This is a genomic window from Paenibacillus sp. Negev47 (assembly GCF_058313655.1).
On the sequence record NZ_CM177754.1, the window covers coordinates 3951833 to 3970052 of the forward strand.

12 protein-coding genes are annotated in these 18220 nt (G+C 48.0%); 5 read left to right on the forward strand and 7 right to left on the reverse strand.

Annotation, left to right across the window (positions count from 1 at the left end; all coding sequences use genetic code 11):
• The first annotated feature begins 296 nt into the window (after nucleotides 1–296).
• The 4 genes from AC4G47_RS17565 to AC4G47_RS17580 all read left to right on the forward strand — a co-directional run bounded on the left by AC4G47_RS17565 (nucleotide 297) and on the right by AC4G47_RS17580 (nucleotide 3137).
• Nucleotides 297–1094: a Nif3-like dinuclear metal center hexameric protein gene (locus tag AC4G47_RS17565; RefSeq protein WP_491102020.1), complete on the forward strand. Its 798-nt coding sequence runs from the start codon at nucleotides 297–299 to the stop codon at nucleotides 1092–1094.
• Nucleotides 1095–1465: 371 nt separating this feature from the next.
• Complete coding sequence (locus tag AC4G47_RS17570; protein ID WP_458126662.1) at nucleotides 1466–1891, forward strand: DMT family transporter; 426 nt, start codon at nucleotides 1466–1468, stop codon at nucleotides 1889–1891.
• A 44-nt stretch (nucleotides 1892–1935) separates the two neighbouring features.
• Nucleotides 1936–2634 carry a Crp/Fnr family transcriptional regulator gene (locus AC4G47_RS17575; RefSeq protein WP_491102021.1) on the forward strand — a complete coding sequence of 233 codons (699 nt, stop codon included), beginning with the start codon at nucleotides 1936–1938 and terminating at the stop codon, nucleotides 2632–2634.
• Between the two features lie 14 nt (nucleotides 2635–2648).
• Entirely contained in the window at nucleotides 2649–3137 is a 489-nt protein-coding gene (locus AC4G47_RS17580; RefSeq protein ID WP_336759857.1) for a DMT family transporter, read from the forward strand.
• 83 nt (nucleotides 3138–3220) lie between these two features.
• Here the strand turns inward: AC4G47_RS17580 and AC4G47_RS17585 are convergent, their stop codons facing one another.
• The 5 genes from AC4G47_RS17585 to AC4G47_RS17605 form a co-directional block, all read right to left on the reverse strand.
• Nucleotides 3221–3937 (reverse strand): YebC/PmpR family DNA-binding transcriptional regulator, encoded by a 717-nt coding sequence (locus AC4G47_RS17585; protein ID WP_491106735.1) that lies wholly within the window; start codon nucleotides 3935–3937, stop codon nucleotides 3221–3223.
• A 278-nt stretch (nucleotides 3938–4215) separates the two neighbouring features.
• Nucleotides 4216–5937: an assimilatory sulfite reductase (NADPH) hemoprotein subunit gene (cysI, locus tag AC4G47_RS17590; RefSeq protein ID WP_458126659.1), complete on the reverse strand. Its 1722-nt coding sequence runs from the start codon at nucleotides 5935–5937 to the stop codon at nucleotides 4216–4218.
• Between the two features lie 53 nt (nucleotides 5938–5990).
• On the reverse strand, nucleotides 5991–7826 hold the full coding sequence (locus AC4G47_RS17595) for an assimilatory sulfite reductase (NADPH) flavoprotein subunit (RefSeq protein WP_491102022.1): 1836 nt from the start codon (nucleotides 7824–7826) through the stop codon (nucleotides 5991–5993).
• Nucleotides 7827–8085: 259 nt separating this feature from the next.
• Complete coding sequence (locus tag AC4G47_RS17600; RefSeq protein ID WP_491102023.1) at nucleotides 8086–13311, reverse strand: fibronectin type III domain-containing protein; 5226 nt, start codon at nucleotides 13309–13311, stop codon at nucleotides 8086–8088.
• A 420-nt stretch (nucleotides 13312–13731) separates the two neighbouring features.
• Nucleotides 13732–15288, reverse strand: coding sequence for an ABC-F family ATP-binding cassette domain-containing protein (locus AC4G47_RS17605; RefSeq protein ID WP_458126656.1), 1557 nt, complete (start codon nucleotides 15286–15288; stop codon nucleotides 13732–13734).
• Between the two features lie 197 nt (nucleotides 15289–15485).
• Between AC4G47_RS17605 and AC4G47_RS17610 the strand changes: the two genes are divergently transcribed.
• The gene (locus AC4G47_RS17610; RefSeq protein ID WP_458127226.1) at nucleotides 15486–15959 is read left to right on the forward strand and encodes an SET domain-containing protein; all 474 of its coding nucleotides are present in this window, start codon (nucleotides 15486–15488) and stop codon (nucleotides 15957–15959) included.
• A gap of 232 nt (nucleotides 15960–16191) precedes the next feature.
• Here AC4G47_RS17610 and AC4G47_RS17615 read toward each other — a convergent pair whose 3' ends face one another.
• Both AC4G47_RS17615 and AC4G47_RS17620 read right to left on the reverse strand, forming a co-directional pair.
• Nucleotides 16192–16800, reverse strand: coding sequence for a DUF1349 domain-containing protein (locus AC4G47_RS17615; RefSeq protein WP_491102024.1), 609 nt, complete (start codon nucleotides 16798–16800; stop codon nucleotides 16192–16194).
• Nucleotides 16801–16848: 48 nt separating this feature from the next.
• Nucleotides 16849–18195 carry a dihydrolipoyl dehydrogenase family protein gene (locus tag AC4G47_RS17620; RefSeq protein ID WP_491106736.1) on the reverse strand — a complete coding sequence of 449 codons (1347 nt, stop codon included), beginning with the start codon at nucleotides 18193–18195 and terminating at the stop codon, nucleotides 16849–16851.
• Between the last annotated feature and the right edge of the window lie 25 nt (nucleotides 18196–18220).

Below are 18220 nucleotides of genomic sequence, written 5' to 3' on the forward strand. Positions count from 1 at the left end.
ATCCCCTTTCACAATCTGTTCTGATATTGCAAATTCATGCTTATCCTCAATTCAATCTCGTTGTATCTCTAAAACAGAAACTACTTGCGCTCCAATCAGATCCACTTAACGCAGACAAAGACTCTATGTAAGTATACTTATTCTGGTTAGAGAACACTATATGAATCCAACATCAGTACGTACTCCATACTTTCCTTCGTTGTTATCTTAACTGACCTGAGGTTTCTATGCCACAACAACGTACTCCCCAACATGGTACACTAGCTTTATATCCTGTCATTGGAGGAATACGCCATATGGACTTTACTGTTCAAGACATTGTACTTCATCTTACAGATAACATTGAACTGCCGGAAAACACGGTGGATCAGCTCATTACAGGCTCCCTTGCTCAAAGGGTCACAGGTATTATCATTGCTTTTATGCCGACGCAACATGTCATTGAACAAGCCATTAAGCATGGTGCCAACCTGATCATTGCGCACGAGTCTCCCTTTTATAACCATCATAGTCATACGGATTGGCTCGCAAGCGATCCTGTTTATGTACACAAAAGGAAAATGATCGACGAAGCGAGTATTTCCATCTATCGATGTCATGATATCATCCATCGATTTCAACCCGATGGCATTACGGAAGGATTGATTAAGGCATTGCGATGGTCCCCTTATGTAGAGCAACGACTACCGAAAGCAGACATCCTTTCTTTGCCGGAAGGCCAAACTGTCCAGGCTGTTGCACAACATGTAAAAAGCTCCCTGGGGATCGATTATGTACGTGTTGCTGGCAATACCGAAACGATCTGTCAACGCGTAGCGGTACTGGTTGGGTTTCGCGGCAATGGAAATGTGACAATTCCCCTAATTCAGCACAACCAATTGGATCTCATCATCGCTGGAGAAGGATTCGAATGGGAGACACCGGAGTATATTCGTGATGCTGTGCAACAAGGACAGTCCAAAGCACTGATCATGATGGGGCATGCCGAAAGCGAGGCTTCAGGGATGAAGCTTTTGTCAGACAGGTTGGCAGCACACTTTCCCGAATTGACTGTTCGCTTTGCTGGTGATAAACCTGTTTACACTGTGATCTAATGTTTTTTTGTACGGAAGGACTTAGCTGACTGGTTCTAATCTCATTGCCAACCGTCCCCCCGGGCTTTACATTCTTTCAACGCCCGGGATCGAGTCGGCAGATTCTCGTTTCGTTTCTTGGATAGCTAACGAACCGGGTACACTCTATCTAACAAATATGTGCTCGGTATCAAATCTAACGAGTTATAGTCACCCTATTCCTCAATTCCCCCTGTTTTACCGCCCCTTTTCTTCATGCCCCATCTGGATTTTCAGGGTTCTTTATTGTACTCTAAATGCTGTGACTTCAGAGCTCAGGACATTTGTCCTTGGCGTTCGGGGTGAATTTATCATTAAATAGAAGTCGAAGTGATTTGATAAGGAGAGTACATATGAGAGGAATTATTTTTGCATTACTGGGCGGTGCGTGTATCACGTTGCAAGGGGTTGCCAATACTCGGATTAGCACCGACATGGGTACATGGCAGGCTGCTACGATTACACAACTGACGGGATTCATACTAGCGGCGCTAATCCTGATGTTCGTTCGTGATACCAATCTTCAAGGACTCAAACAAGTAAAACCCATGTACATGGCTGGAGGCGCTTTTGGGGCTGTCATTATTTTCAGCGAAGTAACGGCCATTCAGCAAATCGGGGTTACATTCACGATCTCTGCTCTGTTGATCGCTCAGCTGTTCCTGACCTTCCTGGTTGATAGTAACGGATGGTTTGGCGTTGTGAAACAGAAGATGAAACTGCCACAATTTCTGGGCATTGCCTTAATGGTGACTGGCGTCATTATTATGAAACTATAGTTTATGAGAATAATTGGAACATATCGTCGGGGGTGAACAACAGCGTGCAAGAGATTCATGATGAGCAGCAATTAACTCAATACCTGAAGCAATATCAACTCGAAACGGTATTTCACGAGCCCTTGCGTCGCCATATGACGATATGCCACTTCGAGAAGTGTGAACTGATCTGCCGTGAAGGTGAAGCTTCCGAATACCTATACGTCCTTGTGGAAGGTAAAATCAAGATTTTCACAACCTCCGCACAGGACAAAACGCTGGTACTTTGTTTCAAAACACCGCTTGAAGTCGTTGGCGACGTGGAGTACGTCCGAGAGAGCAACATTGTCAATACGGTTCAGGTCGTATCGCCTGTTGTGATGCTTCGCATTCATTATCAATGGCTCGCTGAGCTCGCCAGCGATTACGCACCTTTACTGAAATTTTTGCTCAAGATCATCTCACATAAGTTCTATATCGACTCGAACTTTTCCAATTTCAACCTGATGTATCCCGTTGAGGTTCGTCTAGCCAGCTACCTGCTCTCCATCTCGAGAGAAGAAGCTGGCAACGTGGTTCATGAAGAGCTGGACGCGTTCAATCTGACCGACATCGCGAATCTGATCGGCACCAGCTATCGACATCTCAATCGGGTAATTCAGAAGCTCTGTGCAGACGAATTGATTGAACGACATCAGGGATTGATTATGATTAAGGACCGTGCAGGTCTACGTGAAATAGCAGGTCACAACATTTATGAATAAGGAGTTCGACAACCATGTTAATCACAGGTATTTCGCTTGCACTGCTGGCAGGTGCACTTGTCAGTCTGCAGACGATTTTTAATAGCAAAGTCAATGAACGCACCGGTTCATGGTCCACCACAACAATGGTGCTTTTCACCGGATTCATTGCTTCATTCCTCATCTCTCTGCTAGTGGAGGGTAAAAATACATTCAGCTTCCAGCATATGCAGCCCTGGTACTGGCTCAGTGGAGCTATTGGTGTTGGTGTAGTCTTCTGTCTCGTGCAAGGGATGAAGCTGCTCGGCCCCACTTATGCGATCTCCATTGTGCTCACTTCTCAGCTGAGCTTCGCCCTGCTCTTTGATTCCATGGGCTGGCTCGGTCTGGAGCAAATTCCGTTTTCGTGGAATCAACTGCTCGGTGTACTTGTCATTGTGGGCGGAATTGTATTATTCAAGTTCGGTGGGCGTAAATCGGAAAAATCAGATCAGTCCCCTGGAACGTTGCAGTCCGACTCGTAAACGAACAAAAAAGGTGTCCATCCAATCAGCGGGATTGGATGGACACTCTTTTTAATCATTATAATGCGGTAAGAGTCATTCTCTTATACGAACTCTACGTTATGGTACACCTGCTGAACATCTTCCAAGTCCTCAAGCGCATCGATCAGTTTCTCGAACTGAGCTTGTGCATCCTCTGGAAGTTCAATATGGTTTTGCGCAAGCATCGTCAGCTCGGCTACTGTGAACTCAGTAACCCCCGCAGCTTTGAATGCTTCCTGTACGGCGTGGAATTGATCCGGATCTGCGTATACAATTACAGCTTCGTCTTCGTCCACGATATCACGCACATCAACGTCTGCTTCAAGCAGAAGTTCGAGCACTTCCTCGGAATTCTTGCCTTCCACCCCGATAACTGCTGTTGGATCAAACATGTAAGCAACAGAACCACTGACACCCATGTTACCCGCATTTTTGTTAAACGCAGAGCGCACTTCCGGCGCCGTACGATTCACGTTGTTGGTGAGTGCATCAACGATGACCATCGCACCATTCGGTCCGAAGCCTTCATAACGCAACTCTTCATAGTTCTCATCCCCGCTGCCTTTTGCTTTTTCCATCGCACGGTCAATAATGGCTTTGGGTACATTATACGTTTTGGCACGTTCCAGCACGACTTTCAGTGCACGGTTCGCTTCCGGGTCCGGTTCGCCCTTCTTGGCAGCTACATAGATCTCAACACCGAATTTGGCGTAGACCCGGCTCGTGTTTGCATCTTTTGAAGCTTTCTTTTCCTTAATATTATTCCACTTACGACCCATATCGTTTCCGCTCACTTTCAACATGTAATCTGCTTTCTACTATGTCATTATATCTTGTTGAACGTACTTCAACAAGTTAATACACACGAAAAAATGGGAATACCTGCGGCGATTATCCATCTCCGTATGAAGTGTAGTCACCGTTTATCCTCTGATTTATCTCTCTGCAGCAACTATGGGTACCTCTATTCCAGCCTGTATAGAACACAAGAAGCACCCCATAAGGAATGCTTCTGTCCTAAAATAAGTCTTAACATTAATTCTTAACACCCGATCATTCAGGCATGAAATTGACGACCATCCAGCACTTCAGGAACATAACCCGCACGAATGACAAAGTCTCCGAAATGCTCTCCTTCAATGCGCTCTTTGGCATATTGATTAACCATTGGTGTCAACGTCTCCAGAATTTCGGTTTCGCCGATGTTTTCTTTGTACAGCTTATTCAAGCGATGTCCGGTGAAGCTGCCACCGAGATACAGATTGTATTTCCCCGGCGCTTTACCGATAAACGAAATCTCCGCCAGCATCGGTCTTGCGCATCCGTTCGGGCAGCCGGTCATACGAATGACAATCTCCTCGTCTCTCAGCCCAGCTTCGTCCAGTACAGGCTCCAGTTTATCGATCAGGGACGGCAAGTAACGTTCGGACTCAGCCATCGCGAGACCGCATGTCGGAAGCGCAACACAAGCCATCGAACTTCTGCGCAGCGCAGAGTAATGCGCACCATCGGTCAGATTGTATTGTTGAATCAGCGCTTCGATCTTTTTCTTCTTCTGGCTGCTGATATTACCGATGATCAGATTCTGGTTCGCCGTCAGACGGAAATCACCCGTGTGCACTTTGGCAATTTCACGCAGACCCGTCATGAGCGGATAGCCATCTACATCTTTTACCCGGCCATTCTGAATGAACAGCGTGTAGTGCCATCTGCCATTATTACCTTTTACCCAACCATATCGATCTCCGTTCGTCTCAAAATGATAAGGACGTGCTGCATCCAGTTTCCAACCCAAACGGGTAGTCAACTCTTCAATGAACCACTCCACACCACGGTCATCCAGCGTATATTTGAAACGAGCATGTTTACGAACGGCACGATCTCCATGATCGCGCTGAATCATGACTGTTTTCTCCGCAACATCAATCATTTGCTCCGGCGTACAGAACCCAATGACCTTGGACACCTGAGGATAGGTCTTTGAGTCACCATGAGACATGCCCATGCCACCGCCAACCGAAACGTTGAAGCCTTGCAGCTTACCGTTCTCCACAATAGCAATAAAGCCGAGATCCTGTGAAAAGACGTCCACATCATTGGATGGTGGTACAGCAATGCCGATTTTGAACTTACGTGGCAAATATACTTTGCCATAGATCGGTTCAACCTCTTCATCAGAATCCTGGGAATCAATCACTTTCTCTCCGTCCAGCCACAGCTCATGATAAGCCCGCGTGCGAGGATCCAGATGATTACTCACCTGACAAGCCCACTCATACACTTCGGCATGCACATCGGATTGATTCGGATTCGGGTTACACATCACGTTACGGTTCACATCACCGCATGCAGCGAGAGTGCTTAGCAACGAATCGTTCACTTCACGGATCGTGTTCTTAAGATCCCACTTGAGTACGCCATGCAACTGGAAAGACTGACGTGTGGTCAGACGAATCGTCTCATTCGCATATTTATGTGCCACACGGTCCATCATCAACCATTGCTCTGGAGTCACAATACCACCTGAAGCACGTACACGTAGCATGAATTGATATGCAGGCTCCAGCTTGGATTTGTGACGCTCATTACGCAGATCACGATCGTCCTGCATGTAACTGCCGTGATGCTTCATCAGTCGGTTATCGTCCTCTGGAATCGCACCCGTGATGCGATCAGCCAACGTTTCGGTCAGACTTCCGCGCAAGTAATCACTCTTGATCTTTATATCTTCCACATCACTATTCGTGCGCTGCGGGTTAAGTAAGTTATTATAAGCCATACTGCTTTCTCCTCTCGTCTCTGCGGGATGATGCAATCCGGCTGGGCCGGTAATTAATAGACGTCCCGCTGATAACGTTTATCCTGTTGCAACCGTGTCAGATATTCCGATGCCTGTTCAGGCGATAAGCCGCCTTCTTGTTCAAGAATCGTGGTAAGCGCAGCATGCACATCATGTGCCATTTTTTTCTCGTCACCACAGATATATACGCTTGCCCCTTCCTGGAGCCATTGGTACAACTCTTTGCTGTGCTCCAGCATGCGATGTTGTACATATACTTTCTGTTCCGTATCACGGGAGAAGGCTACATCCATCTTCGTGAGTACACCATCTTTGAGCCAACGCTGCCATTCGGTCTGGTACAGGAAGTCGGTGGAGAAATGCTGATCCCCGTAGAACAGCCATGTCTTGCCTTCTGCTCCTGTTTCTTCACGCTCACCAAGGAAAGATCTGAATGGCGCAACGCCTGTACCTGGGCCAACCATGATGATCGGCGTGTCCGGGTTCTCAGGCAGTTTGAAATTCGGGTTATGCTGTATATATACAGGCAAGGTGTCGCCAGCTTCGATTCGTTCAGCCAGATGTACCGAGCATACACCGTAACGCTCTCTGCCGCGCGCTTCATAACGTACCGTACGAACGGTCAGATGAACTTCATCCGGGAAAGACTTCGAACTACTCGCTATGGAGTACAGGCGTGCCGGAATTTTGCGAAGAGCAGCTACGAATTCTCCGGCAGGAATGCCTTTCAGATTATAATCCTGAACCAGATCCAGCAGATCACAGCTATTCATGACCTTGCGGAATTCGGAATCATCTGCGAGTAACGCTGTCAGGCCACTCCCAGGGTTCAGTTTCGCCAGTTGTTCCACAACCGGTTTCGTTACGGCTGTAATCTCAAAATAACGCAGCAATGCTTCGTGCACAGAAGCCTGATCCCCGTTTTTATTCACGGTAACACGCTCGTCGGCATTCCATCCCATGGCTGCAATGACTTCATCCACGAGGCGTGGGTGATTCTCAGGGAATACACCAAGGCTGTCACCTGGCTCATAATCCAGGTTGGAGCCTTCCAAAGACAACTCAATGTGGCGTGTTTCACGGTCTGATCCTCTGCCATTCAGATTGAGATTTTCCAGTACCTCTGCCTTGAATGGATTCGTGCGATCATATTCGGAGTCCCCGCCGCTCACCACAGCGGTAACAGCTTCAGTGGTTACTGTACCTGCAGCAGCCGATGTGCTGCTTAATGAGGCCAGTACTTCATTCATCCATTCCGCCGCTGCTTCATCAAAGTCAACATCACAGTCCACGCGTGGTACAAGGGCTGTACCACCCAGCTCCTGCAAACGCTTGTCGAAGTCTTTACCCGTCTGACAAAAGAATTCATAAGAAGTGTCCCCTAGAGCCAAAACTGAGTAACGAAGTCCTTCAAGCTTCGGAGCCCGTTTGCTGTTCAGGAATTCATGCAGCGGAATCGCATTATCGGGTGGTTCACCCTCGCCGTGGGTACTGACGATGATGAGGAGATTTTCAATTTTCTTAAGTCCGTTCGGTTTGAAATCTCCCATCGATGATAACGTGACCTGAAGGCCTTGCTCTTCAAGCTTCTTGGCCAGCTTCTTCGATAGGCCACTCGAATTGCCGGTTTGTGAACCAAAGAGTACCGTGACTTCCCGGGAAACTGGAGGAGCACTTACAGACGCAATACCTGTAGTTGGTGCAGCCTGTACCAGGTTTGCCGGAGCCGCCATTGTAGCGCTTGCCTGGATTGCTGCAATATATCCACTCAACCAAGTCCGTTGTCCATCGGTCAATGTAGGAATAAGACGATTAAGCAGTTCAACTTGTTCTTGATTAAAAGGGCTGTTTGTCACTTGAAGTTCCACTATTTGCCACCTCGCGCATTGCTTCGATTTTAATTCCGACTAAAATGATCACATTAATTTAATTTCTTCTCTCTAAAACCTAACACACCGGGTGTTTAGGGTCAATTTCAATGATTTTATGACATTTATCAGTTTCGCTGATAAAGGAACAATATGTGCGAATCCATCTCTGTTAAGGTAACGCAAGAAGGCTTACTCCGACCTGCGTTTCAGGTCAAAGTAAGCCTTCTTTTTCACACTCCACAATTCTTGTATATCGTCAGTTATTCCATACCAGTTTGCTCATCATCGCATATAGCAACGTAGCCGATTCCGCTCGGGTCGCTTCAGCTAGAGGCTTCACCTTACCGTTGTACCCGTGGGCAATGCCCAGATCCACAAGCAATGCCACACTATCACGAGCATAGGAACGAACCTCGGAAGCATCACGGAAACGAGTGAGACTATCTGTTGCAGCCGATTCGGAGTCAACCAGTCCAGCCGCTGCAAGAGCTCTCACGGTTAACGTCATCATTTCCTGACGCGTGATCGTGGACTCTGGCAAGAAGCGCCCTTCACCGGTACCGCTGGTGATGCCTAGTGAACGAGCAACTGTAACCGCTTCGTAGTATGAAGACGTCTCGCTCACATCAGAGAACGCATTACCTGATGCAGCATTCAAGCCCAGCGCAGTCATCAGCCACTGCACGTATTGGCCGCGGGTCATCTCTTCTTTTGGATGCAACTGGTTGAAATCACCGCTTGCCTTGGCATCAATCACACCTCGGACAGCCAGCGCCTCCATCGCTTTTTTGGCCCACTGCACTTCTGCAAGATCTGCGAATGTCTGCTCCACAGACACAACAGCATAATTTCCTGTAAGTGACGTTACGGAAAATACAATCTCCCCGCTATTTGAATCGTAGTGACTTTGCGGCAATGGAGTTGCCTCACCGTTCGCGCCAATGACTAACGCTACAATTCGATCCGGTTGCGTATCTTCTGATGATTGGTAAGGCAGACGCAGCATCAACTCGCTTCCCGATGGCCATGGATGACCATCCAGTTGGAGTTCCAGCTGAACCCCATGCTGCGTGCGAAGCTGATCCGCGACTGTTTTCGGCAGCTCCGTTCTAACCAATCGCACTGATGCGATCTCGTCACCCACCATATCCTTCGGTATCAGCTGTGCAGGAAGCTTCAACGTCCCCAGTTCCGTAACGATGTTAAGCACGTGTGATTCGTCTTGATCCAACAACGCAGAGACAGGCAGGGACAGTTCATATGCGGTTGCTCCTGAGACCGGCTTCAGCCGAAGTTCGACCAAGCGCTGACCCGCATCCGTTGCAGGGGCAACTTTAAAAGCCTCTTTAATCGTTGAAACATCCACTTTGGACTGCACTACACCCTTCTGGTCAGTCTGCCCCTGCAGCTCCAGAACGGAGCGGTCTTTCTGCGGTTCTGGTTGTGGCACAGGATTTTCTATACTTACACTGCCACTTCCTGATTGTCCGCCATTGTTGGCAGAACCAGAACCATCTCCTTGATTACCACCGGAATTGCCGCCTGGACTACCGCCCGAACCAGGGTCCGTGCCTCCAGGGGAAGGAACAGATGCGAGCACCTTCACCGTCAACGGGACAGTCAGGGCTTTACTGTCATCAGAAGTTCGAGTAATTTCCAACTCCAGTGTTACTGTTGTTTCCTTAGATGGCGGGACAATCGTTTCATCGGTTTGAATGACGGACGGTACCGAACTGGAAGCGATCTTCACCGTGAACCCTTGCGGCACTCCTGGTAACTTCAGTTTCTTCGCACCTGCGGAAGGCTGTTCCAGTGCAGTAATGCCTGTAGCTATATCGGCAGCGGTCTGCTGGACCGTGTGCACCTGATAAGCGGAAGATAAACCGCTCACGGATTGCCCAGACGCATCAAAAGCTTCCACTTTATAATAGTAATCCGTGCCAGGATTCAGTTCACTGTCTGTGTACTCCCGTCCATTGCCGCTATAGACCACCTTATACTCACCTTGCTCGTGATCTGAGCGGTAGAGCCTGTAGCTTGCTGCACCAAGACGAGCATCCCAGTGAAGCGTCACACTCGTTGAATCCACCGCATCAGCATTGAGACCAGCACTCTCATTGACAGGTGGTGCGGAATCTGGCTTAACGATCATAATCCAACTAATCATCGGGTCCTGCGATGCCGTGTTGCGTACGGTCAGCTCCAGCTTATTGTCCGACACGCTAATGCCTTTGTGCGTTCTCACACTGGCCGGTGTAAAAGTGACTGCACCCGTATTGGTGCCATTGATAAGGAAATTCGCTCTGCGCGATGCATTTGTCCACGGATCGTTGAATCCGGCGTACACATCGTATGTCCCGTTCGGCACATCAAATGTATAGGTTAAGTCCGTGCCTTTAGGAGAATTGCTGACATTGCCACCGTTCAGATAACGTACGGTCGAGAATATATCCCCGCCATTCGAACCGGATGCCAGTGCATCTGCGCTGACATAACCCCAATTGCGTCCCTCGGCCGGAGCGTACATCTGATCCGCCGTTCCGGGGTTGGCAAGCGTTCCTTTCATATAGGCACCCATGAGACTGTAATCAGCCGTTTCGTAACCTCCGCTGTTCACGAAATAAAGTGTATTCTCCGGAATAACGTTTACACGAACCGCCTGCTTTTTGTTGTTATATTCCGGTGTAGTGACCTGTAACGTGAGCGGTCCTGGCTTAGCAAAATCTTCTGCCGTCATGGCCCGATTATCAATTGTCCATAATGCTGGCGTTGACACCAGTTCACCACCGTCGCGCACATTCAATGTCGTTGGCAGGGATGGTACTTTGCCTAGCGCCACGGCTTCTGGCAACGGATCAGCGATATCCACCTTACCCATCGAATTCAGCAGATCAGGTGTCCAACTGTTATACCACTTGATGGCAATGTCGGAGCCTATCCCAAACTCAATTGGCAAGAATACGTATTTTGCAGCGTCATTTGAGAAATTGCCACCGTTCCACGTATCGCCCACGTAAATGAACTTGCCTTTTTCCGGATCGACCGGAATGACGGATGTGGTTTGCGTGCCAAATGCTTTGCCTGGATCGGGATCGCTCGGTAACGTACGCACAAACGGATTGGTCTGCGTTGACCACGGGCCAAAAATGTTATCAGCCACCGTCACTTTGTTTTCGTTAGGGGCCCAGCCGGAAGCTCCAGAGGTCAAAATATAATATTTCCCCTGATACTTGAACATCGCCGGCGCTTCGCGCTGTCCTCCCGGGAACACCCGCACGTAATCGACGCCGTGTTGTGCCTGATAGGTGGAATCCCGTACCGGATTTCCTTTGTCATCCGTTCGTCCTTCCTTATGCCACCCTGTTACGTCACTGTAGTCTTCTGTCAGTTTGGAGATATACAGCGTCAGGTTTTCCTCACTGGAGTAGATCAGATATCCGGTACCATCGTCGTCCTTGAATAACGTCATATCCCGCGCCATCCCTCGGTCGCTTGGGAAGAAATCTTTCTCCCCTTCGGGCGCTCTGTCCATCCGGTAACTCTTCTGATACACGAAAGGCCCTGTCGGAGAGTCACTGATCGCGTAACCGGCCCGCGCTTTACCGTAGTTCGCATTATCGTTATAGGGGTCCTTGTCGCCGTCCATGTGGGCCCACATCACGTATTTTTTCGTTTTGTCGTTGTAGATGACCTTCGGCCGTTCAATGATCCGCCCTCTGCGGATATCTGCCCAGATATCCACGCGATCCTCACGCCCCGCATACAATTCGGAGATCAACGGATCATTATCAAAATCATCCATCGATTGAAGCGTCGTTAAAGCCATGCCTCCGTCCGTCCAGTTCAACAGATCCTTGGATGAGTACACACGCACACCAACAGCTGGCCATCCGCCCTTATGATACTCGCCATACCAGTAATAAGTCTCTGTCTGTTCATCATAGAAAAAGCCTGCCCCATGCGCATCAATCGGCTTGCCCTCCAGATCCGGCCACAATTGTCCCGGTGTAATGCTTGTGCGGATTGTGGCAACACCCAACGGCGCAGATGCTGGGGAATCAACTCCATCCACCATAGCTTGGATCATGTAGAAATATCCCGTGCCCATTGTCAGACTACTATCGGTAAACGTGCTTTCATTGCCACTGTACACCTGCTGATACGTACCCGTTGCACTGGTTGCACGGGAAACGGTATACGTTACATCAGATCCAGGCAGGACATTCCACCCCAGAGAGATTGAAGTATCCGTCACAGCTGTGGCAGTAAACGCTGCAGGAGAGTCAATGGCGTACGTCGTGACTTCTACAACAGTGACTGCTGATTCTCCAGCTGCATTCAAGGCCGTTACGTGATAGCTATAGCTGTTGCCCGGCTCAAGTGCCTGATCCGTGAATGTGAGCCCTTTACCTTCGTAAACCTGCTCGTATTGGTCGCTGCCAACCTCGGCACGAACCACGCGATAACCAGTCGCCTTATCCACAGCGGGCCAAGACAGCTGAACGCTGGTCGCGTTAAGTGCTATAGCCTTCAATTCAGCCGGAGCCTGCGGTGCAGCTGCTGTCGTTCGGACTTCAATCGGCGCAGACCACAAGGACTCAGTTAGACCCCCGTATTCATAGGCAAGCTTGTAATAATATAACGTATCCGCGCTTAATCCTTCATCTGTGTAAGTCAGAGATCCGGTGTTGTTAACCAGAGCATAACCGCCCTCAGGAGTAGTGGAACGATAGAGGCGATAGCTTGATGCACCTGAGATTTCAGACCATTGCAGGGAAACCGAAGATCCCGTCTGCTCTGCAATGGTTAGCCCAATATCGTTCTCTGGAGGCTGCTCGGCGATGGTCACGTCATCTACATGTACCGATTGCCATTTATTTCGAATGCCAACGCTACCTGACCCGTATGTAGTATCGACCAGATCGAATACCAACCGATCGGAGCCGTTTTCGGCGATATACCCGCGAATCGTTGTACCCGATAGCACTATTTTGAGTGTGTACCACGAATCTTTGGCAAACGCATAGTCCACCGTTTTCAAAGGTGTATCTGTCCCGTTAACCCGTTTGGAGAATACGAGTTTATTGTTAGGAACTTGCATCTGAAAATAGTAAAAGTTGCTCTTATCCTGAAACCGCGGCAATATTCCCGGATACCCCTGACCTTCTCCCGTGTAAAAGCGCATGGACACGGTCATATCCGTCATGGGGTCTTCAGTGGAGATGATGCCTTCGTTGGTATCGCTCTGGAAAAGCGTGGAGTTGGACGCATCTGTCGGGTCCGCGATCACTTCCCAATTGCCTAAGCTTACGTTCCACATAGGGGATGATGTGTAATCGCCATCTGAAAAATCGTCCTGCAGCAACGTGGCCGGGATTCTGTTCAGATCGGCATATGCCTTACTCGGCAGCATCAATGGTCCGTAGGATAGCGCAAGTGTCGCAGATAACATGAAAATCATGGGTTTCCTGAGTTTATCCAATGTTCATTCTCTCCTTTGGCTTGGAAGATGAAAGCATCGTTCTTGAAGGCGCGGTGTTGTTGTCCGGCCTGTCCTCAGCAGCCAGCGGTCAGTAACGAGCTTTTGTCCACCTCCTCATTTCAATGAAACCGGTTTCATTGAAGGGCAAAAAAAGACCCGTCTTCCCTTCTAAGTGCAATGATACCCATGCGGAATACCGTGTCTTCCTTGCCCCTATACAGTAAAACAGGTTTCTACTATGCAAATGTAATCGTTTTCCTGAATTATATTATTGGCTTATTAACGCTGTCAACCACGAATTCAACTTGGACATTTTTCGTTAGAACCATACAAAAAAGGCGCGAGTTCTGCCTGTTTTGCAAGCAAAATTCGCGCCTTTTCTCACCGTTCGAGCTTGTTCGCAAGCTCCCTCGAATTACCTTAAAATACTTTCGTTGTCCACGACTCACAGTTCCAAGTCTCCGTAACCACATCACGGTAGAATTCGGGTTCGTGGGAAATCAGAAGAATACTGCCTTTGTAAGCCTTGAGCGCACGTTTCAACTCTTCCTTGGCATCTACGTCCAGATGGTTCGTCGGCTCATCGAGCACAAGCAGGTTGGTTTCATTATTGATCAGCTTACAGAGACGAACTTTGGCTTTCTCGCCACCACTTAGTACAGCTACCTTGCTCTCAATGTGTTTTGTAGTCAAACCACATTTTGCAAGTGCAGCACGCACCTCGAATTGGGTATACGAAGGGAACTCCTGCCAGATCTCCTCGATACAGGTATTGTAGTTCGCTTCCTTCATCTCCTGTTGGAAGTAACCGATCTCCAGATGTTCGCCGCGTTGAACGGTTCCTTCCAGAGCCTGAATTTCACCCAAAATACTGCGCATCAGAGTTGTTTTACCGATTCCGTTCGCACCAACGAGGGCAATCTTCTGTCCACGCTCCATACGCAGATCCAGTGGTCTGGACAACGGTTCGTTGTATCCAATCACAAGACCTTTGGTTTCGAAAATGAGCTTGCCGGATGTTCTTGCATCACGGAAGTTGAACTGCGGTTTCGGTTTCTCCTTGGCGATCTCGATGACATCCATCTTGTCGAGTTTCTTCTGTCTGGACATCGCCATATTGCGTGTAGCAACACTTGCTTTGTTACGCGCTACAAAATCCTTGAGGTCAGCAATCTCTTGTTGTTGGCGCTTGTACGCCGACTCCAGCTGCTGTTTTCTCATCTCATGCACTTCCTGGAAATGATCATAATCGCCCACATAGCGGGTTAGATTCTGGTTCTCCATGTGATAGATCAAGTTGATTACACTGTTCAGGAACGGAATATCGTGAGAAATGAGGATAAATGCATTCTCATATTCCTGCAAATAGCGTTTCAGCCATTCGATATGCAATTCATCCAGATAGTTCGTAGGCTCATCGAGCAGCAAAATATCGGGTTTTTCCAGCAGCAGCTTGGCAAGTAGTACTTTGGTACGCTGTCCACCACTCAGGTCATTGACGTCTTTATCCAGACCGATATCTGTCAGACCCAGACCACGTGCGGTTTCATCCACTTTGGCATCGATCATGTAGAAATCCTGGTTCGTCAGCGTGTCCTGAATCGTACCCACGTCTTCAAGCAGTTGTTCAAGTTCCTCCGGCGTTACATCGCCCATTTTGCCATACATATCATTCATTTCCTGTTCCATGTCGAACAAATACTGGAACGCGCCGCGAAGTACATCACGAATGGATTGTCCTTTGTTCAATACAGCATGCTGGTCCAGATAACCAACACGCATCCGTTTGGACCACTCTACCTTGCCTTCATCCGGTTGAAGCTTGCCTGTAATAATGTTCATGAAGGTAGATTTACCTTCACCATTGGCCCCGATCAGACCAATATGTTCGCCCTTCAACAGGCGGAATGAAACGTCGTTAAAGATAGCACGGTCACCAAAACCGTGACTTAATTTTTCTACATTTAATATGCTCATTCATGACACCTTTTCTATATAGACTTAATTCTTTGTATATTATAAGCGTTATATCCTGCACAACTCAACGCCATATTAAAAATTATTCCACCTTTTTGGCTGAAATTTGCCTTATATGAAAGTATGGGGTAAAATCTTGCCTTAACGAATGACTACTATATAGAACGGAGCTCTTAGAAGAGCATCAGGTGAAAATTATGATCGAAGTAAAACAATCCAAGTTGGGTGATGGTGGAGAATTTAATCGCGGGGTATTTGCGACCGTTGATATTGCCAAAGGAACGCTGATCCATCAGGCACCCGTTGTTCCTTACCCGAATGAAGACCATGAGCATGTCGAGAAAACGATTCTGGAAGATTATGTGTTTGAATATGGCGCCAATCATACCGCGATTCTGCTCGGCTACGGCAGTCTGATCAACCATTCCTATGAACCTAACGCAACGTATGATATCAACTTTGAAAACCATACTTTTGACTTCTATGCGTATACAGACATCAAGGCTGGCGATGAAATTGTGATTAATTACAACGGTGAAGAAGACAACATGGACCCGTTATGGTTCCTTGATGATTACGAGGAGCGTATGCGTGAGTTGAATGAGTCGACGGATGATGAGAGTGAGAAAGAGAATGAACCCCAGTCTCTGGATACGGACTCAAGCAAGTAAACCTTAATCTCAATAATAGCAATACTCATCATAGTCCGATGTTTAAACACGAAAATAAGCAAGTCCTCCGCTGATGGAAGACTTGCTTATTTGTATTGTTTTACTTTCCAAGGTAGATACACTTGTTAGGGTTTCATTGTTTATCGTGTTGATGTGTTCGTCTTTGCTGACTTTAATCTAGTAGTCTAGTTTGAAGTTATCCGGCTTTTGCGCCTGTGTATCTTAACTTGTCTTAATCAGTAATAGGTGGATCTGTATGCAAGTCTTCATCAGGTGCCGTGGAACTCCACTTGGTAAAGGCTACCTCGAAACCTGCCCGCATAGGTGAACACAGAAACGGACCTGCGTGCTTGTTGTTTGGATGGGCAAACCGTGCAACTCGTATTGTTCGCCAAGGATGCTCATCTGTCCGAGCACGAATGACGACTGCTTCGTTACTGTATGAGGCTCTAATCGTTACGATTCGACCACCCCATTCTGGTACAGGCGAGAGTGACCAATCCGAATACGTATTGGTCACGACGGCTCCAACATGAACTACGCCATCATTGACCTCAACTCCAGCCTTGATCCATTGATCTTCTCCATGCCATAACATTAATCCAGCCTGATCATATAATTCGGTGAATGAGCTTAGATCAAACGATACTTCAATCGCTTCACTTCCATCCCATGGAGCAAGCATAGCGTGTCCATTCCGATGACAGAATCCATAGAATGTGTTCTCCCAGAAGTCACTGCCTTCCTGAGCTTCCACGACGAAACGATCCCTGTCCATCCGTGCAGTAACGGGTTCCGTAGTCCACTTGCCTGTATGAAATCCGATAAACTCCGATGACATCGTTATTCTCATCCTTCCTTTAGTCCCAAAGGGGGCTCATCATCACTTCTATATTAGAGAACTCAGATCGGATGCAGCCGTAGGATACGCAAAATTCATGCTGTTTAACTGGTCTGTGGTCAGATTGAACTGAATCGCCATCGCAAAAAGGTTAATCAATTCTTCTGTTTTGCTTCCGAGCACATGCGCACCTAGAATGCGGCCCGTTGGTTTGTCGATCACCACTTTGGCCATAGCCATTTTTTCATGAGTTCGCTTGTAAGTATACCATTTCGACATATCATTTACCTGCACATCATAGCCTTCTTTCTTGGCTTGTTCTGTGCTCATCCCTACAGCTCCAAGTGCAGGGACAGTAAACACAATGGAAGGCATTACTTTATAATTAGGTTTGTGTTGATTACCCTGCAACAAATTGAACGATACGGCCCGCGATTCCTGACCTGCTAATGGAGTCAAAGGCAACCCTTTTGTGTCGGTCACATCGCCAGCAGCATACACTCTTGGATTACTTTCACTTTGTAAATACTCGTTCACCGCAATCCCCTTTTTGCTGTACCTGACGTTACCTTTCTCCAGTACAAGTCCATCCACATTGGGAATGCGCCCTGCTCCATGAACGACAAGTCCGCACTGCCACTGGTGGTCTGCACCATTGCGTGTGCCGTGAACGACGTAAGCATCCCCCACTTGTCGTATAGACTTCACCTCCGCGTTCAGATGAACGTGGATGCCGATCTCTTTCGATTTTTGTAACAGAGATTCCACCAGCTCTGCATCAAATGATTTTAGCGGTTCTTCACTCCGATGCAGGATATGGACTTCCGTCCCGGCTCTGGCCGCAATATGCGCAAACTCAAATGCAATATATCCACCCCCTACCAGAACTAATCGATCCGGCAGCTGTTCCAGATCCAGAAAATCATCACTATATATGAGATGCTCAGAACCCTCAATCTGAAGTGGCGCAGGCCTTGCACCGGTAGCAATCAGGATGTGTTTGCCATGAAGGATTTCTTCTCCGACTTGAATGTGTTCTTCATCGACAAATGAAGCTTTTCCATGGAACGTGTCCATTCCGGCCTGCTTGAATCGATCCTCACTTGCTCTAGGAATACTCTCGGTAAAAGTCCGCTTATATGCCATCAGATCAGACCAGTTTATTCTTGCCTGTCCTTGAATTCCTTTCCCTTGCATCCGCTCATTCCAGTCAATCAGCTCAGCCGCTCCAGTCAGTACTTTCTTGGGATCACAGCCTCTCAATGCACAGGTTCCTCCGAACTCACGTTCATCAATCACAGCGATTTTCCATCCAGCTTCAGCGCAACGGGTGATTACAGAGCTTGCTCCGCTTCCTGTTCCAATTGCAATCAGGTCATAGGTTTCTTGAGTCATCATGGTTCCTCCTCATCCTCTTGGT

Excerpts from the sequence above, each read along its gene's own strand:
- AC4G47_RS17605 (WP_458126656.1), bottom strand. The coding sequence starts at position 15,288 with ATGAGCATATTAAATGTAGAAAAATTAAGTCACGGTTTTGGTGACCGT.
- AC4G47_RS17570 (WP_458126662.1), top strand. The coding sequence starts at position 1,466 with ATGAGAGGAATTATTTTTGCATTACTGGGCGGTGCGTGTATCACGTTG.
- AC4G47_RS17565 (WP_491102020.1), top strand. The coding sequence starts at position 297 with ATGGACTTTACTGTTCAAGACATTGTACTTCATCTTACAGATAACATT.
- AC4G47_RS17585 (WP_491106735.1), bottom strand. The coding sequence starts at position 3,937 with ATGGGTCGTAAGTGGAATAATATTAAGGAAAAGAAAGCTTCAAAAGAT.
- AC4G47_RS17615 (WP_491102024.1), bottom strand. The coding sequence starts at position 16,800 with ATGTCATCGGAGTTTATCGGATTTCATACAGGCAAGTGGACTACGGAA.
- cysI (WP_458126659.1), bottom strand. The coding sequence starts at position 5,937 with ATGGCTTATAATAACTTACTTAACCCGCAGCGCACGAATAGTGATGTG.
- AC4G47_RS17580 (WP_336759857.1), top strand. The coding sequence starts at position 2,649 with ATGTTAATCACAGGTATTTCGCTTGCACTGCTGGCAGGTGCACTTGTC.
- AC4G47_RS17620 (WP_491106736.1), bottom strand. The coding sequence starts at position 18,195 with ATGACTCAAGAAACCTATGACCTGATTGCAATTGGAACAGGAAGCGGA.
- AC4G47_RS17610 (WP_458127226.1), top strand. The coding sequence starts at position 15,486 with ATGATCGAAGTAAAACAATCCAAGTTGGGTGATGGTGGAGAATTTAAT.